This is a genomic window from Spirosoma flavus (assembly GCF_054778555.1).
Map to the genome: position 1 here is coordinate 720,466 of NZ_BAAGZL010000001.1, position 17,043 is coordinate 737,508.

Genomic DNA, 17,043 nt, shown 5'->3' on the forward strand with positions numbered 1-17,043 from the left:
CGCTCCTGTTGCTAGGAGCGGGGTTTTTACGTTTTGTCATGCATCTAAACTCAGTATAACAAATCACTGTTTTAGATTTGTCTCAATCATTTCATCATTTTCCCTTCCAGCATTTTAATGAAATACCCACCCACTACTGATCGGGCCTGGAAACCGACTTGCTTGGCGTCGGTCGTTTCGTGCCAATCAGAGAGGGGAACGCGGCTTGGCGTTTCGTTGGCGTATTTCCAGACGGGTTTCACCAGGGCCTGAAAATCTTTTGGCGATTGGGCAAGCGTGGCTGTCCACATGATCCAGTCTGATTTGGTATAGGTTTTACGGCTGTCGAGCGGCAGTCCGTAGGGTTCCTGTTTGGTCAGGTAGTAAGCGATTTCTTTCTGGGTAATATCTTTCGGGAAAATGTTCATGTTGAGCAGCTTATCCCAAACCAGATTGTATTTCTGGCTCCACGTATCGGCGCTGTTTTCAAACGTCAGATCGTAGTGGGTTTTGGTCGAAGCGGTTTTGTCGAGGGCGAGTTGCTGCCATTTCGTTGCCATTTCGCGTGCGGTTTTCAGATTGCTTTCGGCGGTAGCCTTATCGCCTAGCATAGCTGCCATTTGGCCATAAGACGCAATGCCCAGAATGGCTTTTACCGACAGATTCGCGTTACGGGCAATATGTCCGGCGAAGTCATCGGTACACAACTGGTTGGCGGGATCGAAACCATCTTTTTTGAGGTAATCCACCCAGGTTGTCAACGTTTTCCAGTGCTGTTTGGCGTAGTTGGCGTTGCCTTCGGCCTTCGCGATGGCCCCCGCCAGCAGCAGCATATTGCCCGATTCTTCTACCGGCATATCTTCGCCGTAGGTCTGACCGTTTGCCAGTGGGTACGTACCAACGTCATGAGCCGCAAAAGGCTTGCTCCAGCGGCCACTTTCTGAATACTGGAAAATCGGCTCCATCATGCCTTTCAGCAATGTAGGATTATACAACAAATAGAGCGGTGCCGATGGATACGTTATGTCGACAGTACCGATGGAGCCGTTGGAGAAATTTTCTTTCGAGAAAAAGAGGATTTCACCTTTGGGTCCCGCTACAATTTTGTGAGCCGCAATAGATTGTCGATACGCCAGTACACACAAATCGGCGTATTCTTTACCCCCTGCCTTCTGCGCATCGGCGCGGAGTTTGGCGTCGAACGTAGTGGCTTTCTGGCGTAGTCGGTTATAATCGGTTTCGGCGGTTTGCAGGAGTTCGCCCATGCTGGTTTTGCCGGTTTTGTTCCACCAGGGGCGCAGATTCTGTTTGAAATACTGGACGGAATATAAATCGTCGTAACCCAGTAAAATGTGCCGACTGGCCAGCCCTGTTACGTTGTTAAAATCCAGAACAGCGGCTAGTGCTACGTCTACCGCAGCGCGCGCGGGCAATTTGGCTCCGGCCGGCAACTGACCTTTGCTTATAAAGGATTGTTTGAGCGCATTCGTTAGTCCAGAGCCGGTCTGATTGCCATTTTGCTGCGGGGCCGCCAGATACGCATATCCCCAGTCGATCCGGATGTTATCGCCTTTCTTGCCCAGTAATTGCTGCGCTTCTGTGCCTACTACCTGATACGTTAAACTGCCTGTCTGCGCTACTTTCGTAACGACCTCCTGCCCGATGGTGTTGGTCGCAACCGTACCCGATTCGCTGAAAAAGACCTGCACCGAATGTGGCTTGCCATCCTGCGACTTCACATCGAACGTAACGTAGCTGATGGGGCGGGCCACTACGTTCAGTTCATCGAGCAGTAGGGGCGACAGAAAATTTACGGATAGATTCACCGGCCCAGCCGTAAACGTGTATTTTGTCTGCGTGGCCGATACCGTTACGTCGGTTTGTTCGGCGGGCGTGACCGACGCCAGTGTTACGGGGTTGACCAGTCCAACGTCGATGAACGAGCCACCGCGCGGACTTACACAATGAACGGCTAGCACGTTTTTTCCGGTTTGCAGCGCTTTCTGTCCCGCAGCCGATAGCGGCAGGTAAATATGCTCGTGGATGTAGCCTTTTTTGTCCAGAATTTCGGTGCCGTTCAGGTAAATCACTACGTCGTCGTCGTGGTTGAGGGCGAGGAGTAATTTGGAGGCATCGGCTTTACCATCGTAAGTAAATTCCCGACGGAAATAGATGCCGTCTTTCATCGTTTCGCTGTTGACCCACTTGGTTTTAGCGTCGGGCGTATCGCCAAAGGGCCCCGGTCCCGATTGCCACTTGCCATCGTCGAAGTCGGTTTTCTCCCAGCCGTTTGCTGGTTTGTCCATCGTGTAGCGGGCCGTGAACGGCTTCACTTCGCCAGTAGGCAGAATGGGTTCATACGTAGTGGGCACCGCTCCCAAAAACTGATACGCTTTCCCATCGACCCGGATAATGCCTTCGAGCGATTGCGCTTTGCCCGTCCAGTGACGTGTGGGTGAGTCGGTTAGTTTATCCGTATTGCTCCAGATACTAAAATAAGGATCATGCGTGATGAGCGGGTAGGCGGGTGGACGTAGTTTCTGCGCGTAGCTGACGCCCAACACAAAAGAAAGAAATAAAATGCCTGAGAAACGGAACGAAGCGTATAGACGCATTGGGAAAGTTATTTTTGAATTTGAGCGTTTATCCACCGATAAAGTAGAGTGCTAGTTGTGCCTTACTTATGGGTGATTGATCAATTGGCGGCAATGATAAAGCAGAACGTGGCGAAATGCAAAATTGCGATGTGGAGCCCTGTCTCGGCTCGGAAGGTAATGCCTGATCGGAAAGCTAGGCAGTTGTATTGCTTTTTTGTTACGACCTTTATCAGGCGTATGAGACATTGCCTTTCAAACTGCTTCTTGCACGAGTAATGAAGCTGAATTGACAAGTCATTAGTCTACTTTATCTAAACTCGCTTACGGCTAGAGACTGCGGTGAGTTTTGCGTAAGTTTTTTATCCCCGTTATGACAAACAGATGAAATATAGAAAAGAGATTATGAGTCGTGAGTTTACGAAACACTTACTTGACTTTAGAGGTAAAAACAGCAGCTTACATCTTGTTATCCACCATTTTAAAGGGCCCGACAAAGGCGGTCCTCATGATCATCCATTCCGGTTTCGAACACACATCCTTAAGGGGAGCTACATAGAGCGCGTCTATTCCTACACGTCCGATGGCCAGTGGCGGTTTGAAGATATTGAACGAAAAGCCGGCACGACGCACCTTGTAGAAGCTGAATGCATTCATGAACTAATTCACCTGCCCGAAGGCGACTGCTGGACGGTAATTCAGCCTGAGCAAAAAGTACGCGAACCGGGTTTCTGGCGATTTGAGGAAGGCGGAATCTGGTTCAGGCAATGGAACAGTAAGTGGAAAAGGGTATATTAATCCGTTCCGTCGATCATCCTGGAAGTATCGTATAATTTGCTCTTACACCCGCAACACCCGGCTTATGACCAGGTTGAGGCCGTCAGTCAGATAATGATTCCGATTGACGGTCGATTAAGAGGCTGAGTAGTGAGTGGTAAAAGAAACCGCTTTTAAGTTTTCGACCGATTACTCAACTCAGTTTTGGAAATTTTTGTACCAAAAGGCATTTTGCAATAATTTCGACAGAAACGGTCAATTTGCACAATTTAGCTTTTCTTTACGTAGAAGTGCGTAGGTCAGCTTAGTACTACGTAGTACATTTCTGTAGGCTTGACGTAATGCAGCTACCGACTCTGGCTACTGTAGTAAATCTAAACGACCCGACTCTTTTTAGAAGGTGCTTCCTTACAATGGAGAAGTTGATTACGGGAGCCCGCGTTCCAAACCAATACAACGTACCCCGACCCATTCGAACGGTTTTGAAACATATGTACTCTATACGTTTGGTATGTCTTTTTGCCCTACTAACTCCAGGGGTTTGGGGGCAGACACTTAAATCTGACAGTTCATTTACGCAAAGTGCCCGAAAGGCGGCTATCCGTTCGTATGACAAGGCAATGTATCGGCAAATACACGTCTACGAGGGGCACGAATACATTGTTCATGACCACCGAATCAAAGTTCACCCATACTACGTGGCAGATAACCTCCAGACGGGAACGGTTTCCTACAATGGCGTCGATTATGATAAGGTATCCATGTTGTATGACATCGTTCGGGATGAGCTGGTGGTGCAGCCGCCCGACGGCGCGTATCGGCTGACTTTGCGCAACGAAAAGATTGCCCGCTTTACGTTTGGAAATCACACCTTTACCCGAATCGTGAGTGATAGTACGACCGGTATCCGGACGGGTTTTTACGAGTTGTTGCACGATGGCAAAACGAAAGCACTCGCCAAGCGACAGAAAACTATATTGGAAGATATTTCGAGTGGGGTGTATAAAGGTGAGTATCTGCCCAAAGATCAGTTCTATGTTTTCAAAGACAATACGTATCGGGAAGTGAAAACCAAGAAATCGCTGCTACGTCTGTTTCCCGATCAGTCGAAAGAACTACGAAAATACATTCGCAGCAAAGACCTTAAATTTAAGAATGAACTGCGCGAGGAAGCCATTACGAAGGTAACCCGACGTTATGACGAACTAACCCGTTGACCATGACCCAACTGTACCGAATTACGTTATTGCTTTTGCTGCTGACCGGTTCGATGGTTGAACTAGTCGCGCAGACCACCGAAAAGCCCATCAGTGGCGAGTTCTCGAACCTGCGTTTTGAATCGTTTGTGCAGCAGGTAGAAGCCCAGTCAACGTATCGTTTTTTTTACAATCCGAGAGATGTAGACAGCCTGATTGTGGATATGAAAGTGGATAAACAGCCGCTTTCGGCCGTGCTACGTCAGCTTTTTCAGGGGTCGAAATTTGGGTTTGCCATTGATGCCCAGCAGCGCGTTTATATCACCGCCAATCGACTCATTCGTACCGAGTTGCCGATTGGTTTCTTCCGACGGGGCAACGCTGAATCCGGCTCCGATTCCACTCTTTCGGCGTACATGTCCGAGACACAGAAAAAACGTATTGAACCCGAAGCGAAAACCTACGAAATCGGTAAACCTACCAATCCGATTCGTCCCGGTCGCGCTACGTTGACGGGACTGGTCCGTAACCTGGCGTCGGGGGAGCCGATTGTGGGTGCGGCCGTTTACATCGAAAATCCCAGAATCGGTACCGTTACCGATCAGTTTGGGCACTATTCCTTTACGTTGCCCCGTGGTCGGCACGACCTCAAGCTACGTAGCATCGGGATGAAAGATACTCGGCGTAAAATCATTCTGTATTCGGATGGGAAGTTCGACGTGGAGATGGAGGACGACGTAATTGCCCTGAAAGAAGTGGTGATCGAAGCCGAAAAAGATGCGAACATTTCGGGCGTGCAGATGGGGCAGGAGCGGGTCGATATCAAGAGTATCAAGCAGGTACCTACGGCCCTGGGCGAAGCCGACTTGCTACGTGTTATTCAAACCTTGCCAGGCGTTAAAACCGTAGGCGAAAGTTCAACCGGCCTCAACGTGCGCGGGGGCGCCACCGACCAGAACCTAATTCTCTACAACGACGCACCCATCTACAATTCATCGCACCTGTTCGGGTTTTTCTCGGCCTTCAACCCCGACATGATCAAGAGCGCCGAACTCTACAAAAGTGCCATTCCGTCGCGGTTTGGCGGTCGGCTGTCGTCGGTGCTGGATGTGCAGACGCGCGACGGCAACAAGAAGAAATTTGTGGGTTCGGGCGGTATCGGTCTGCTTACGGGACGTATCACGGTAGAAGGCCCGATTCTGAAAGATAAAACGTCGTTTATTGCCGGTTTCCGCTCCACGTATTCCGATTGGCTGCTACGTCAGTTGTCGGCTAAATCGTATCAGAACAGCCGCGCTTCGTTCTACGACGTAAACCTGCACATTACGCACGATGCCAACGAAAAGAACACGTTCTACCTGACGGGCTACCTGAGCCAGGACCGCTTCCGGCTCAACAGCGACACTACGTATGGCTATCGTAACCAGACCGCTACGTTGAAATGGAAGCACATCATTACCAATAAGCTGTACAGCGTTTTCACGGGTAGCTACAGTGGTTATTCGTATGGGGTTTCGAGCGAAAAACAGCCCTTGAACGCGTATCAGCTCGATTTCTCCATCAATCAGTCGCAGTTCAAAGCCGATTTCAACTATTACCCCACCAATCAGCACGCGCTTGATTTCGGCTTCAGCAGTATTTACTACAAACTGTCTCCCGGAAATTTCCAGCCGAAAGGAGAGCAGTCACTGATCATTCCGGACGTAGTGTCGACAGAAAAAGGCGTCGAAAGTGCGGTTTACATCGGCGACCGTTTCGACGTATCGTCCAAGCTGACGATCAGCGCTGGCCTTCGGTATTCGTTCTATTCATATCTGGGGCCAAATACGGTTTATCAATACGCCGAAGGAATACCTAAATCGGTGAATTCGATTATCGATACGTTGTCTTATGGTAACAATAAGAGTATCGCTTCGTACGGCGGGCCCGAGTATCGGGTGGCACTACGTTACGCCCTGACGTCTACGGCTTCGGTGAAAGCGAGTTTTAACCGCACCCGGCAGTATATTCAGATGCTGTCGAACACCACCGTTATTTCGCCGACCGATATCTGGAAACTGAGCGATCAGTCCGTTCGACCCCAAATTGGCGATCAGTTTGCGGTGGGCTTTTACAAAAACAACCGGACGAACACCATCGAAACCTCGGTAGAAGCGTATTACAAAACCATGCGCAACCTGCTCGATTACCGAAGTGGTGCTACGTTAATTTTGAATCATCACATCGAAACCGACGTAGTGAACGCCGAAGGAATAGCGTATGGCATTGAGTTTCTGGTGAAAAAGATGACCGGCAAACTGAACGGCTGGCTCAGCTACACCTACGCCCGAACGCTGCTACGTTCGACCAGTATCAACAATACCGAAATCATTAATTCGGGCAGTTATTACCCGAGCAGTTACGACAAACCGCACGACGTAACGATGGTTGGCAACTACAAAATCAACCGGCGGTTCAGCCTGTCGCTCAATTTTACGTACAGCACCGGCCGACCCATTACGTTGCCTGTCAGCAAGTTTGTCCTCGATAATTCGGTTCGGGTGCTGTATTCTGAACGCAATCAGTATCGGATTCCTGATTATTACCGGGCCGATTTCGCGATGAATATTGAGGGGAACCATAGGGTTAAGAAGCTGGCGCACAGCTCCTGGACCATTTCTGTCTATAATTTATTGGGGCGGCACAACGCTTACTCCGTGTATTTCAAGGCGGAGCAGGGCCGCATCAACGGGTATCAGTTGTCTATTTTCGGCGAGCCAATTCCGTCCGTTACGTATAATTTCAGATTCTAATGAACAAGCAAAAACTCATCGGCTGGTTGTGTATAGCCCTGGTGGGCGGCTGTGTCGATCCGTATCGACCACCCGAAATCGCGTCGCCGGCCAGTTATCTGGTTGTCAATGGCTTTTTTGATAGCTCACCGGGTACCACCACCACAATTAAGTTGTCGCGGACGCAAAACCTCGCTGATTTTAAAACGCCAGCGGTTGAGACGAAGGCAATTGTCACGATAGAATCGCAGAGCAAAGCAGTTTATGCGCTGAAAGAAGGTACACCGGGTAGTTACACGCTTGCCGGTGTGACGCCGGTTGCGGGGGAAACGTATCGGCTGCATATTCTGACCCGAGGCACGGATTATTATTCGGATTATGTGCCTGTAGTAACCACGCCCCCTATCGACAGTGTGAGCTGGGAAGCAAATGCGGATGGCTTACAGATTCTGGCAAACACGCACGACCCTCGGAACAATACCCGCTACTATCGCTGGGAATACGACGCTACGTGGGAGTACTATTCGCGTTACTACTCGTCGCTGGAGTTGAAAAATAACCAGATTGTGGGCCGTCAGATTCCGATAAACCGATGCTGGAACAGTGAATCATCGACCAATATTATTACGACGTCGACGGTGCGGCTGAAGCAGGATATCGTCAGTAAATATCCGCTTACGTTTATCCCTGGTTCATCCATTAAGCTGGAATCCAGGTACAGCATTCTGGTCAAGCAGTCGTCGCTGACGCAGGCGGGCTTCGAGTATTATGACCAATTAGCGAAGATCACGCAGAATATCGGCTCTATTTTCGATCCCCAGCCGTCGCAGATTATCGGTAATATTCGCTCGTCGGCGAGTGCTTCAGATCTGGTGATGGGCTTTTTTAGGGTCGGTAACGTCGAAACGAAACGTATTTTCATTACCAAATCGCAATTGCCGCGCTGGTATACCATTACGGGGCAGGAGGGATGTGTTGTCGATACCCTGTCGTTGGGCGAGATACGTAGGGACATGCCCGCCATTATTGAGCCTTACGATTTTGAATACCTCACCACAGCCGAGTATTGTGTGGATTGCCGCCTTCGGGGTGGTAATTTGACGAAACCTAATTTCTGGTAATATACGATGTCCACACGAAGCTATTTGTTGAGTTGCCTGCTGATCATGAGCAGCCTTCCTGGATTCAGCCAAACGACGGAGCCGTTGAAAGCGATTACGCAGTCGTTTGATACGTATCGCCAGCAGACGCTACAGGAAAAGCTGTTCGTGCATACTGATCAATCGGCGTACGTAACGGGCGAAACGATCTGGTTTAAGGTGTACTACGTCGATGCTACGTTACATAAACCGCTGGATGTAAGTAAAGTAGCTTACGTTGAGCTGCTGGATAACGAATCGAATTCGACGCTTCAGGCGAAAGTAGCGTTAAGCGCTAACGGCGGAAATGGTACGTTCTTTCTGCCCGCGTCGATGAATTCCGGTACGTATCGGCTGCGGGCGTATACCAGCTGGATGAAGAATTTCAGCCCCGAGTTTTATTTCGAGAAGAATCTAACCATTGTCAATCCGTTCAAAACGTTGGGTCTGCCGGCTCAGAAACCGGCACCTGATTATGATATTCAGTTCTTTCCCGAAGGCGGTAATCTGGTGCAGGGTATTGCCAGCAACGTAGCGTTTAAAGCAGCCGACGAATCGGGAAAGGGTATAACGGTTCGGGGTGGAATTGTGAATGCGCAGAATGATACGTTGGTGCGGTTTCAGTCGCACAAGTTCGGCATTGGTACGTTTACGTTTACGCCCTCAGAAGCTGCGAGTTACCGGGCTGTTGTGCAGGATGCGCAGGGCCGTTCGTTTACGCGTCCGCTACCGGCCGTTCAACCACAGGGCTACGTGATGCGCCTAGAGGAAGACGGCCCGGATAAGCTGAAAATTACCGTTAAAACCAATCTGAGTGGCATTCAGCAGGTGTATCTATTTGCGCACACGCGGCAGGAAATAAAAGCTGCCGAAGGACGCCCGTTTCAGCAGGAAATTAGTTTTTCAATTGATAAAAAAGGGCTGGATGAGGGGATTTCGCACATCACGGTGTTCGATGCCAGTCAGAAGCCCGTCTGCGAGCGGCTCTATTTCAAACGACCAACGCAGGAGTTACGTATCCAGCTCAAATCCGACCAGCCGCAGTATGCATCTCGCAGCAAAGTGACCCTTGAAACGGCTGTGCAGGCATCCACTGCCAATAATAATCAGGCGTCAATGTCGGTGGCGGTGTATCGGGTGGATTCGCTTGCTACGTCGGCTACCGACAACATTCTGAACTACTTATGGATGACTTCGGATTTGGTCGGACGGATCGAATCGCCGGAATACTATCTGCAACCTACCAGCCCCGACGTAGCACTGGCCACGGATAACCTGATGCTGACGCACGGCTGGCGACGCTTCCGCTGGGACGACGTACTGACCAATAAACCGGCGCTACGTTCCTTCCTTCCCGAACCCAATGGACTGATCGTTCAGGGTAAAGTAACCAATCCCGAAACCGGCAAGCCCGTTCCGAACATAATGACGTACTTGTCGACCCCCGGTCGACCGACCCGCTTGTACGTATTTCGCAGTGACGCTGATGGACGGGTTCGCTACGAACTGCAGGATTTTTACGGGCCTAAAAGCCTTATTGCTCAGACCAATCCGGAAGATAGCCTCAACAAACTAACCATTGAAAGTCCGTTCTCTACGTCTCTTTCCACAAATCGTCTGCCTGAAATAAGTCTCAACGAATCACATACGGCACAGTTGCAAAATCGAAGCGTGGCTATGCAGGTACAGTCGACGTATTGGGGGGATGAGATCATTCGGTATCGCTATCCGGAAATTGATAGTTCTGCTTTTTACGGAAAACCGCCCGAAACGTATCTGCTGGACGCTTACACCCGTTTCCCGCGTATGGAGGAAGTGCTGCGGGAGTACGTAACGGGTGTGCTGCCCCGAAAAAAGGACGGGCACTTCCGGTTGGCGGTGCCAAACTTACCCTATCGCGCACTTTTTGATGAACAATCGCTGGTGCTGATGGACGGTGTACCGGTTTTCAACATGGATCGAATCATCGATTTCAGCCCGTTGAAAATCAGGCAAATCGACGTAATAACGAATCGATACATTATGGGCATGGCTGGCTTCAGCGGTATCATCAATTTCATGACCTATAAGGGCGATCTGGCTGGTTTTCTGCTGGATAATCGACTGGTGAAACTTGATTACGATGGCCTGCAACTGCAACGTGAATTTTATGCACCCCGCTACGAAACGCCCAGACAACAAACCAGCCGGCTGCCCGATGGCCGGACATTGCTATACTGGAACCCCAACGTAACAGTCAATGCACAAGGCAAATCACAGCTCGATTTTTACACATCCGACCAGACCGGTACGTATCTCGTTGAAATCAACGGCCTGACAACGGAAGGGCAGGCGGGTTATCAACGGACGCTGTTTGAGGTTAAGAATGTGGCGAAGTAACGCCTGATAGGAGGGTGCAGTACGGCTTACTGATTTTAAATGTGTTTCTTTAAAGGCTGTCTAAAATTCAGTTAGACAGCCTTTTTTTGTCATGTCTCCGCAGCCGGGCTACCGGAGCGGAAGCATGACAAATTCACTGTAGTGGACTTTTGTATAAAATTTAGGAAATACTCTTTTCATGAAATACACAATACTGGTCGCATTCACATTTAGTTTATGGCTGACATTTCACCCTATCTCAAAAGCGCAGCAACAAATTACGGCTACCGGCAACACCGCTAAGCCCTGGACGTATTGGTGGTGGATGGGCAGTGCCGTCAACGAAGCCGACATTACGTATCAGTTGGAGCAGTTTGCCAAGGCCGGGTTGGGAGGTGTACACATTATTCCCATTTACGGCGTCAAAGGGTTTGAAAATCAATTTATTCCGTTTCTGAGTAAGCGATGGCAGGATGTACTGGCGCATACCGTGCGGGAAGGTAAGCGGCTGGGCGTGGGTGTTGATCTGACCACGGGTACGGGGTGGCCGTTTGGCGGGCCGAACGTATCGGAAGAAATCGCGGCCAAAGCCTGGAAAAATGACAACGGAACCCTCGCGACTGTTCTGACTAAACAGCAGGTGAAACGCCCCGCGCCGGGTGGCCAAGGGCTGGTAGTCGATTACTTTAACAAACCGGCCGTTGAACAGTATCTGCGCCGTTTCGACTCCACATTGCTACGTATGCCCGAACGCCCGAGAGTCGTTTATAATGATTCGTACGAGGTATACGGTGCCAACTGGACCGCCGATTTTCTGGCTCAGTTTAGAGCCCGTCGCGGCTACGACCTCAATAGCCAGATCGCCCTGCTGACCGACACGACCCAACGTAGTGAAAGCATTCTGGTACACCAGGATTACCACCAAACGCTATCGGAATTATTGAACGACGGCTTTGCCAAAACGTGGGGTGGCTGGGCCAGAAAAGCGGGCTATCTGTCAAGAAATCAGGCGCACGGATCGCCGGGAAATCTGATTGATTTATACGCTCAGGCCGACATTCCCGAAACCGAATCGTTTGGCTCCAGCCGATTTCCGATTCCCGGTTTGCGCGTAGATGCCAATTACGAAGTTGAGCGCTTTGGTACGCCTAATCCGCTGGCGATGAAGTTTGCGTCGTCGGCTGCTCATTTGCTGGGTAAACCACTGGTGAGTTCGGAAAGTACTACGTGGTTGGCGAACCATTTTCAGGTATCGCTGTCGCAGATAAAACCGCAGATTGATGAATTATTTGCAGCGGGCATCAACCACATTTTCTATCATGGTACGCCGTATTCGCCCCCGTCGGAAAATTGGCCCGGTTGGATATTCTATGCGTCGACCAATTACGGGCCTTCATCGCACTTCTGGCCGCATCTGCCGTTGCTGAATCAATACATCGAGCGTTGCCAGACGCGCCTGCAGGCCAGCAAACCGGATAATGACGTACTGGTTTATTTTCCGATTCATGATCTGTGGGCTACTCCGGCTAAATCAGCGGGCGGCATTCATCAGTTGGAAGTTCACCACGTAGAACGCTGGTTGTTGCCGCAGCCCTTCGGCCGGATGTGCGAACAACTGAGTCAGCGCGGTTATTCATTCGATTACGTATCCGACGAATTGCTCAATAAACTGACAGTCAGTAAGCAAACGATACAAAGTCCGGGTGGCGCGACGTATCAGGTAATTCTGGTGCCCCGCACTACGTATATGCCCGAAACCACGCTACGTCGGTTGGAACAACTGGCTCGTCAGGGCGCCCGTATCGTATTCGAGCAGCAGTTACCAGAGCAGGCATCGGGATTTTACAATCATGAATCTCGTTCGGCAACGGTTGTCCAATTGGGGAAAGCGCTTCAACAGCGGAAAAATGTAACGGTCAGCAACGACGTATTCTCTACGTTGCCGCAATTAGGTGTTCGGGTCGAAACCTGGGCTGTTGAAGGACTGTCATTTCTACGCAAACGTAGCGCCGATGCGACCATTTATTTTATTACTAATCTCGACAATCGATTTCGTCAGAACTGGATTCAGCTTTCGGCTAAAGGACGTATCAGTCGCTACGATCCGCTGACTGATAAGCAGGAACCTCTGCCGATTCGGAACGGACGTAACGGTCAGGTTGAAACCTTCTTATCAGTGGAACCGGGGCAGGCGTTTTTTGTGACTGTCGGCCCGGAAGCAGCGTCTTCGAATGGAGCAGCCGGTCCGCAGCCAGCCATACGTAACGCCGGTACGTCGATGGTGCTTAAGAACCCGTGGCAGGTCGATTTTCTGCAAGGGCGCCCATCCTTAACGCTATCGACAACCCTTACGAATCTAAGTTCGTGGACAACCTTTTCTGATTCAGCGAGTTATTATTCTGGCAAGGCTCGCTACAGAACAACGTTCGATTTGCCCGCTAGTCAACAGACAGCCACGTACCAACTCGATTTGGGTGATGTTCGTGAGGTAGCCGATGTCCGTGTGAATGGGCAACCGGTTGGAACAGCCTGGTGCCTACCGTTTCGCGTAACAATACCCGCCAATCTGTTGAAACCAACTGGAAATCAGCTGGAGATTGACGTAACGAATCTGTCGGCCAATTACATGCGGTTGTATGATCGGGTAAATCCGGGCTGGAAGAAGTTTTACGACATCAACATCGTCGACATTCGTTACCGCCCTTTCAATGCCGCTACGTGGGATGCGGTGCCTTCCGGCTTGCTGGGACCAATAATGCTGACGTCAGTTGGTTCGTTATAAAGTTGTAGAGTTATAAAGTTAATAGCCGCAATGTATAGCCTTGTAATACTACAACTTTATAACCTTACAACTTTACAACATTATAACTTGTCTTCCTGACTGTATGATAAACCGAAGAGATTTTCTGACTGGATTATCGGTACTACCTTTCACGGGTTCGCTGGCTCATGGCCTGGCCGATTCATTTCTGAACGATGACCGCTCGGTATTTAGCAAACATTTAAAACCCATTGGCCGTATCCTGGAATCGCCGGATTGGTACGTCTGGTGCAGCAGCCCGATTTATGGGCCCGACGGAATGGTGCATTTGTTCTACTCCAGGTGGTCGGCCGATAAAAAAATGGAAGGCTGGATAAACGGTTCGGAGATTGCTCACGCTGTAGCTAAATCTCCAGAATCGCCTTTCGAGTATGTAGACACTATATTAGCCCCCCGCGCCGGTGCCTGGGATGCCACTACGTGCCACAATCCGCACATTGTCTACACCGATGGGCGGTACTGTCTGTTCTACATGGGAAATTCCAACGGAAAAACAGATACGCAACGGATCGGTATGGCTACCGCCAAGTCGTTGAAAGGCCCGTGGAAACGGATGGATAAACCGCTGCTTCAGCCCGGTGCGGCCGGTGCCTGGGATGATCATTGCACAACGAACCCTTCGTTTGTGAAACATCCCAACGGTCAGTACTGGCTTTATTATAAATCGTGGAATACGCAGGAAGAAGAAAAGTCAACTGGTGCCGACGTTCGAGGTAATCGGAAATATGGGTTAGCCGTTGCCACTCGATTGACGGGCCCTTATCGTCGGGTGAGTACACGGGCCATTCTTGATTTTTCCGGCCGGGGAAACAATGCCCAGTTTGAAGATGCGTACGTTTGGCTTCAGCACGGCGAATTCAATATGCTGGCCCGCGATATGGGTGTTTTTGGTAACAACGATGGCCTGTATCTGAACTCTACCGATGGCATTCGCTGGGAAGCTCCTAAAATTGCTTATGGACCGATTCAGGACTATACCAAAGAACCGGAAGCTCCGAAACACCTGAGTCGCTATGGCAGACTTGAACGTCCGCAATTACTGATGCGCCACGGGCGGCCCCGATACCTGTTTGCCGCTGCTCAAGGCGGAAAACACATGACTTCATCGCCCTTTATTTTTAGAATTACCGGTGGCGATAAAGAGGATAAAAAAGGCAAAGAGGATAAGGAAGCTTAGAAGCAGTTGGAGCTGAGGTTTCGTCGCGTAGCGACCGAATGTTTATAGCCGCTATTATTCACCCCTGAAAATCACCGTCGCGTAGCGACCAAACCAATCACTAAATTGGTTTGGTCGCTACGCGACGGTGAGATACACAATGAACTCTTTATTCTACAAACATTTGGTCGTTATGCGACGAATGCTTTGCTACGACTGTAGGCAAAAACTACTGTTTCCGCGTCGAGAACTGGTAAACCGTTGACGATTTGTACGTTTGGCCGGGACGTAACACTGTCGAAGGGAAATTTGGCTGGTTTGGCGAATCGGGATAATGTTCCGTTTCGAGGCAAAGAGCGTACCGTTTCTGGTACGGGAAACCTTCGCGGCCCGTTACGGTGCCATCCAGAAAATTACCGGTGTAAAACTGCACCGCCGGTTCAGTAGTACGTACTTCCATAACGCGGCCGCTGGTTGGCTCAAATACCGTTGCCGCCAGCTTTAGTGAATTGCTTGTATCCTTCAATACCCAGGCGTGGTCATAGCCCAGGCCGTATTTAATCTGCGTATCCGTCGAATCATTGATACGTTTACCGATAACGGTAGGTTTGGTAAAATCAAACGGCGTACCGGCAACGGGCATCAATTTACCCGTTGGAATCAACGTATTATCAACCGGAACCAGATTGTCTGAATTCAGGGTGAGTTCATGTTCGAGTACGTCACGTTTGGCTCCGCCCGTCAGGTTGAAGTACGTATGATTGGTCAGGTTAACAACGGTTGGTTTGTCGGTCGTGGCCTGGTAATCGATACGTAGCGCATTGTCTTTCTGGAGCGTATAGGTCACTTCAACCGACAGATTTCCGGGGTAACCTTCTTCGCCGTCTTTTGAGGTGTAAGTCAATTTAAGGGCCGGTTCGTCGCCTTCAACGGGCGTAGCGTTCCAAAGTACTTTATCAAAACCGACTAATCCGCCATGCAGGTGGTTGCCCATGTTGTTGGTGGCGAGCGTATAGGGTTTGCCATCCAGCGTGAATTTCCCTTTGGCAATCCGGTTACCGTAGCGGCCAACCAATGCGCCGAAGTAAGGCGTTCCTTTTACGTAGCCCGCCAGCGAATCCATGCCCAGCGTTACGTCCTCAAACTTTCCGTTGCGATCGGGGGCTGTCAATCCGACGATAATACCACCATAGTTGGTGATTTCGGCCGTCATGCCAGCCGCGTTGTGAAGTTTATACAAATCGGCGGTTTGGCCGCTGGGCAATTGGCCGTATACGGTTTTTTCGATACCCGGCTTTTGTTCGGCCGTTTCTTTGTTGGAGGAACAGGAGGTCATAACTACACAGCCCGTCAGGAGAGCCAGGGAGAGAAATTGAGTCAGAAATTTCATGAATGCAAGCAATGAGGTACAGGATTATGGACTAAAGCCGTCGGTGGCTTTTTAATACTATAAAGCAAAATCGGCAACGTATTATCCCGTTAACAGCCCTGGCCGTAGTAGGCATTTTTGCCATGCTTGCGCTCGTAGTGTTTCAGACGTAGCGTGTCTTTGATACGGGGCGTATTCGGGTTGATCTGAAGCGTCAGGTAGGCCATGCGAGCTAACTCTTCAAGTACCGCCGAGTTATACACCGCTTTATCCGCCGATTTGCCCCAAGTGAACGGGCCATGATTTTGCAGCAAAACCATCTCTACTTCGCTGTATGACAAGCCTTTTTCAGCAAAGGCGTTCATGATCTGATGCCCAGTTTCGTGTTCGTAATCACCTTCGATCATCTCGTCGGTCAGGGCCGGGGCACAGGGAATATCCTGATGAGTATGGTCAGCGTGAGTGGTGCCAAAAATAGGAATGTCGAGGCCGGCCTGCGCCCAGGCAACCGCGTGCGTGCTGTGCGTGTGTGAAATTCCACCGATTTTCTCCCAGGTTTTGTAGAGAAGCGCGTGGGTTTTTGTATCGGACGAAGGGCGCATTTTGCCTTCGACGATGAGCCCATCGTAGTCGCAGATGACGATGTCCTGAGGTTTTAGTTCGTCGTAGGGCACACCGCTGGGTTTGATGGCGAATATTGCCCGGTTGCGGTCGACAGCACTGACATTACCGAATGTAAACAACACCAGTCCTAATTTCGGAAGCTGCATGTTGGCTTCGTAGCATTCTTCTTTTAAAGTCGTGTACATGGGTTAAATGAACAAGTACGGCTCAAAAGTATCACTTTTAACTGATTCATTACATTTTGTCTATGCCCTTCTGG

At 50.1% G+C, this 17,043-nt stretch carries 10 protein-coding genes; 7 read left to right on the forward strand and 3 right to left on the reverse strand.

Annotated elements, in window-relative coordinates; all coding sequences use genetic code 11:
- Positions 1 to 86: 86 nt before the first annotated feature.
- The gene (locus tag ACYVF1_RS02815) at positions 87 to 2,594 is read right to left on the reverse strand and encodes a glutaminase family protein (RefSeq protein ID WP_461075398.1); all 2,508 of its coding nucleotides are present in this window, start codon (positions 2,592 to 2,594) and stop codon (positions 87 to 89) included.
- Positions 2,595 to 2,957: 363 nt separating this feature from the next.
- On the opposite strand from ACYVF1_RS02815, the gene ACYVF1_RS02820 reads away from it, so the two are divergent.
- The 7 genes from ACYVF1_RS02820 (at position 2,958) to ACYVF1_RS02850 (ending at position 14,812) form a co-directional block, all read left to right on the forward strand.
- Positions 2,958 to 3,371 carry a hypothetical protein gene (locus ACYVF1_RS02820; RefSeq protein WP_461075400.1) on the forward strand — a complete coding sequence of 138 codons (414 nt, stop codon included), beginning with the start codon at positions 2,958 to 2,960 and terminating at the stop codon, positions 3,369 to 3,371.
- A gap of 392 nt (positions 3,372 to 3,763) precedes the next feature.
- A complete protein-coding gene (locus tag ACYVF1_RS02825) occupies positions 3,764 to 4,567 on the forward strand; it encodes a hypothetical protein (protein ID WP_461075402.1) in 804 nt (267 codons plus the stop codon).
- 2 nt (positions 4,568 to 4,569) lie between these two features.
- Positions 4,570 to 7,338 carry a TonB-dependent receptor gene (locus tag ACYVF1_RS02830; RefSeq protein ID WP_461075404.1) on the forward strand — a complete coding sequence of 923 codons (2,769 nt, stop codon included), beginning with the start codon at positions 4,570 to 4,572 and terminating at the stop codon, positions 7,336 to 7,338.
- On the forward strand, positions 7,338 to 8,438 hold the full coding sequence (locus tag ACYVF1_RS02835) for a DUF4249 domain-containing protein (protein ID WP_461075406.1): 1,101 nt from the start codon (positions 7,338 to 7,340) through the stop codon (positions 8,436 to 8,438). Before ACYVF1_RS02830 ends, ACYVF1_RS02835 begins: the two co-directional genes overlap by 1 nt.
- Before the next feature lie 6 nt (positions 8,439 to 8,444).
- On the forward strand, positions 8,445 to 10,835 hold the full coding sequence (locus ACYVF1_RS02840) for an MG2 domain-containing protein (RefSeq protein WP_461075408.1): 2,391 nt from the start codon (positions 8,445 to 8,447) through the stop codon (positions 10,833 to 10,835).
- Between the two features lie 178 nt (positions 10,836 to 11,013).
- On the forward strand, positions 11,014 to 13,596 hold the full coding sequence (locus tag ACYVF1_RS02845) for a glycosyl hydrolase (protein WP_461075410.1): 2,583 nt from the start codon (positions 11,014 to 11,016) through the stop codon (positions 13,594 to 13,596).
- 103 nt (positions 13,597 to 13,699) lie between these two features.
- Entirely contained in the window at positions 13,700 to 14,812 is a 1,113-nt protein-coding gene (locus ACYVF1_RS02850) for a glycoside hydrolase family protein (RefSeq protein ID WP_461075412.1), read from the forward strand.
- 208 nt (positions 14,813 to 15,020) lie between these two features.
- Here the strand turns inward: ACYVF1_RS02850 and ACYVF1_RS02855 are convergent, their stop codons facing one another.
- On the reverse strand, positions 15,021 to 16,181 hold the full coding sequence (locus ACYVF1_RS02855) for an aldose epimerase family protein (RefSeq protein WP_461075414.1): 1,161 nt from the start codon (positions 16,179 to 16,181) through the stop codon (positions 15,021 to 15,023).
- Positions 16,182 to 16,270: 89 nt separating this feature from the next.
- Positions 16,271 to 16,969, reverse strand: coding sequence for an L-ribulose-5-phosphate 4-epimerase (locus ACYVF1_RS02860; RefSeq protein ID WP_461075416.1), 699 nt, complete (start codon positions 16,967 to 16,969; stop codon positions 16,271 to 16,273).
- Positions 16,970 to 17,043: the final 74 nt, after the last annotated feature.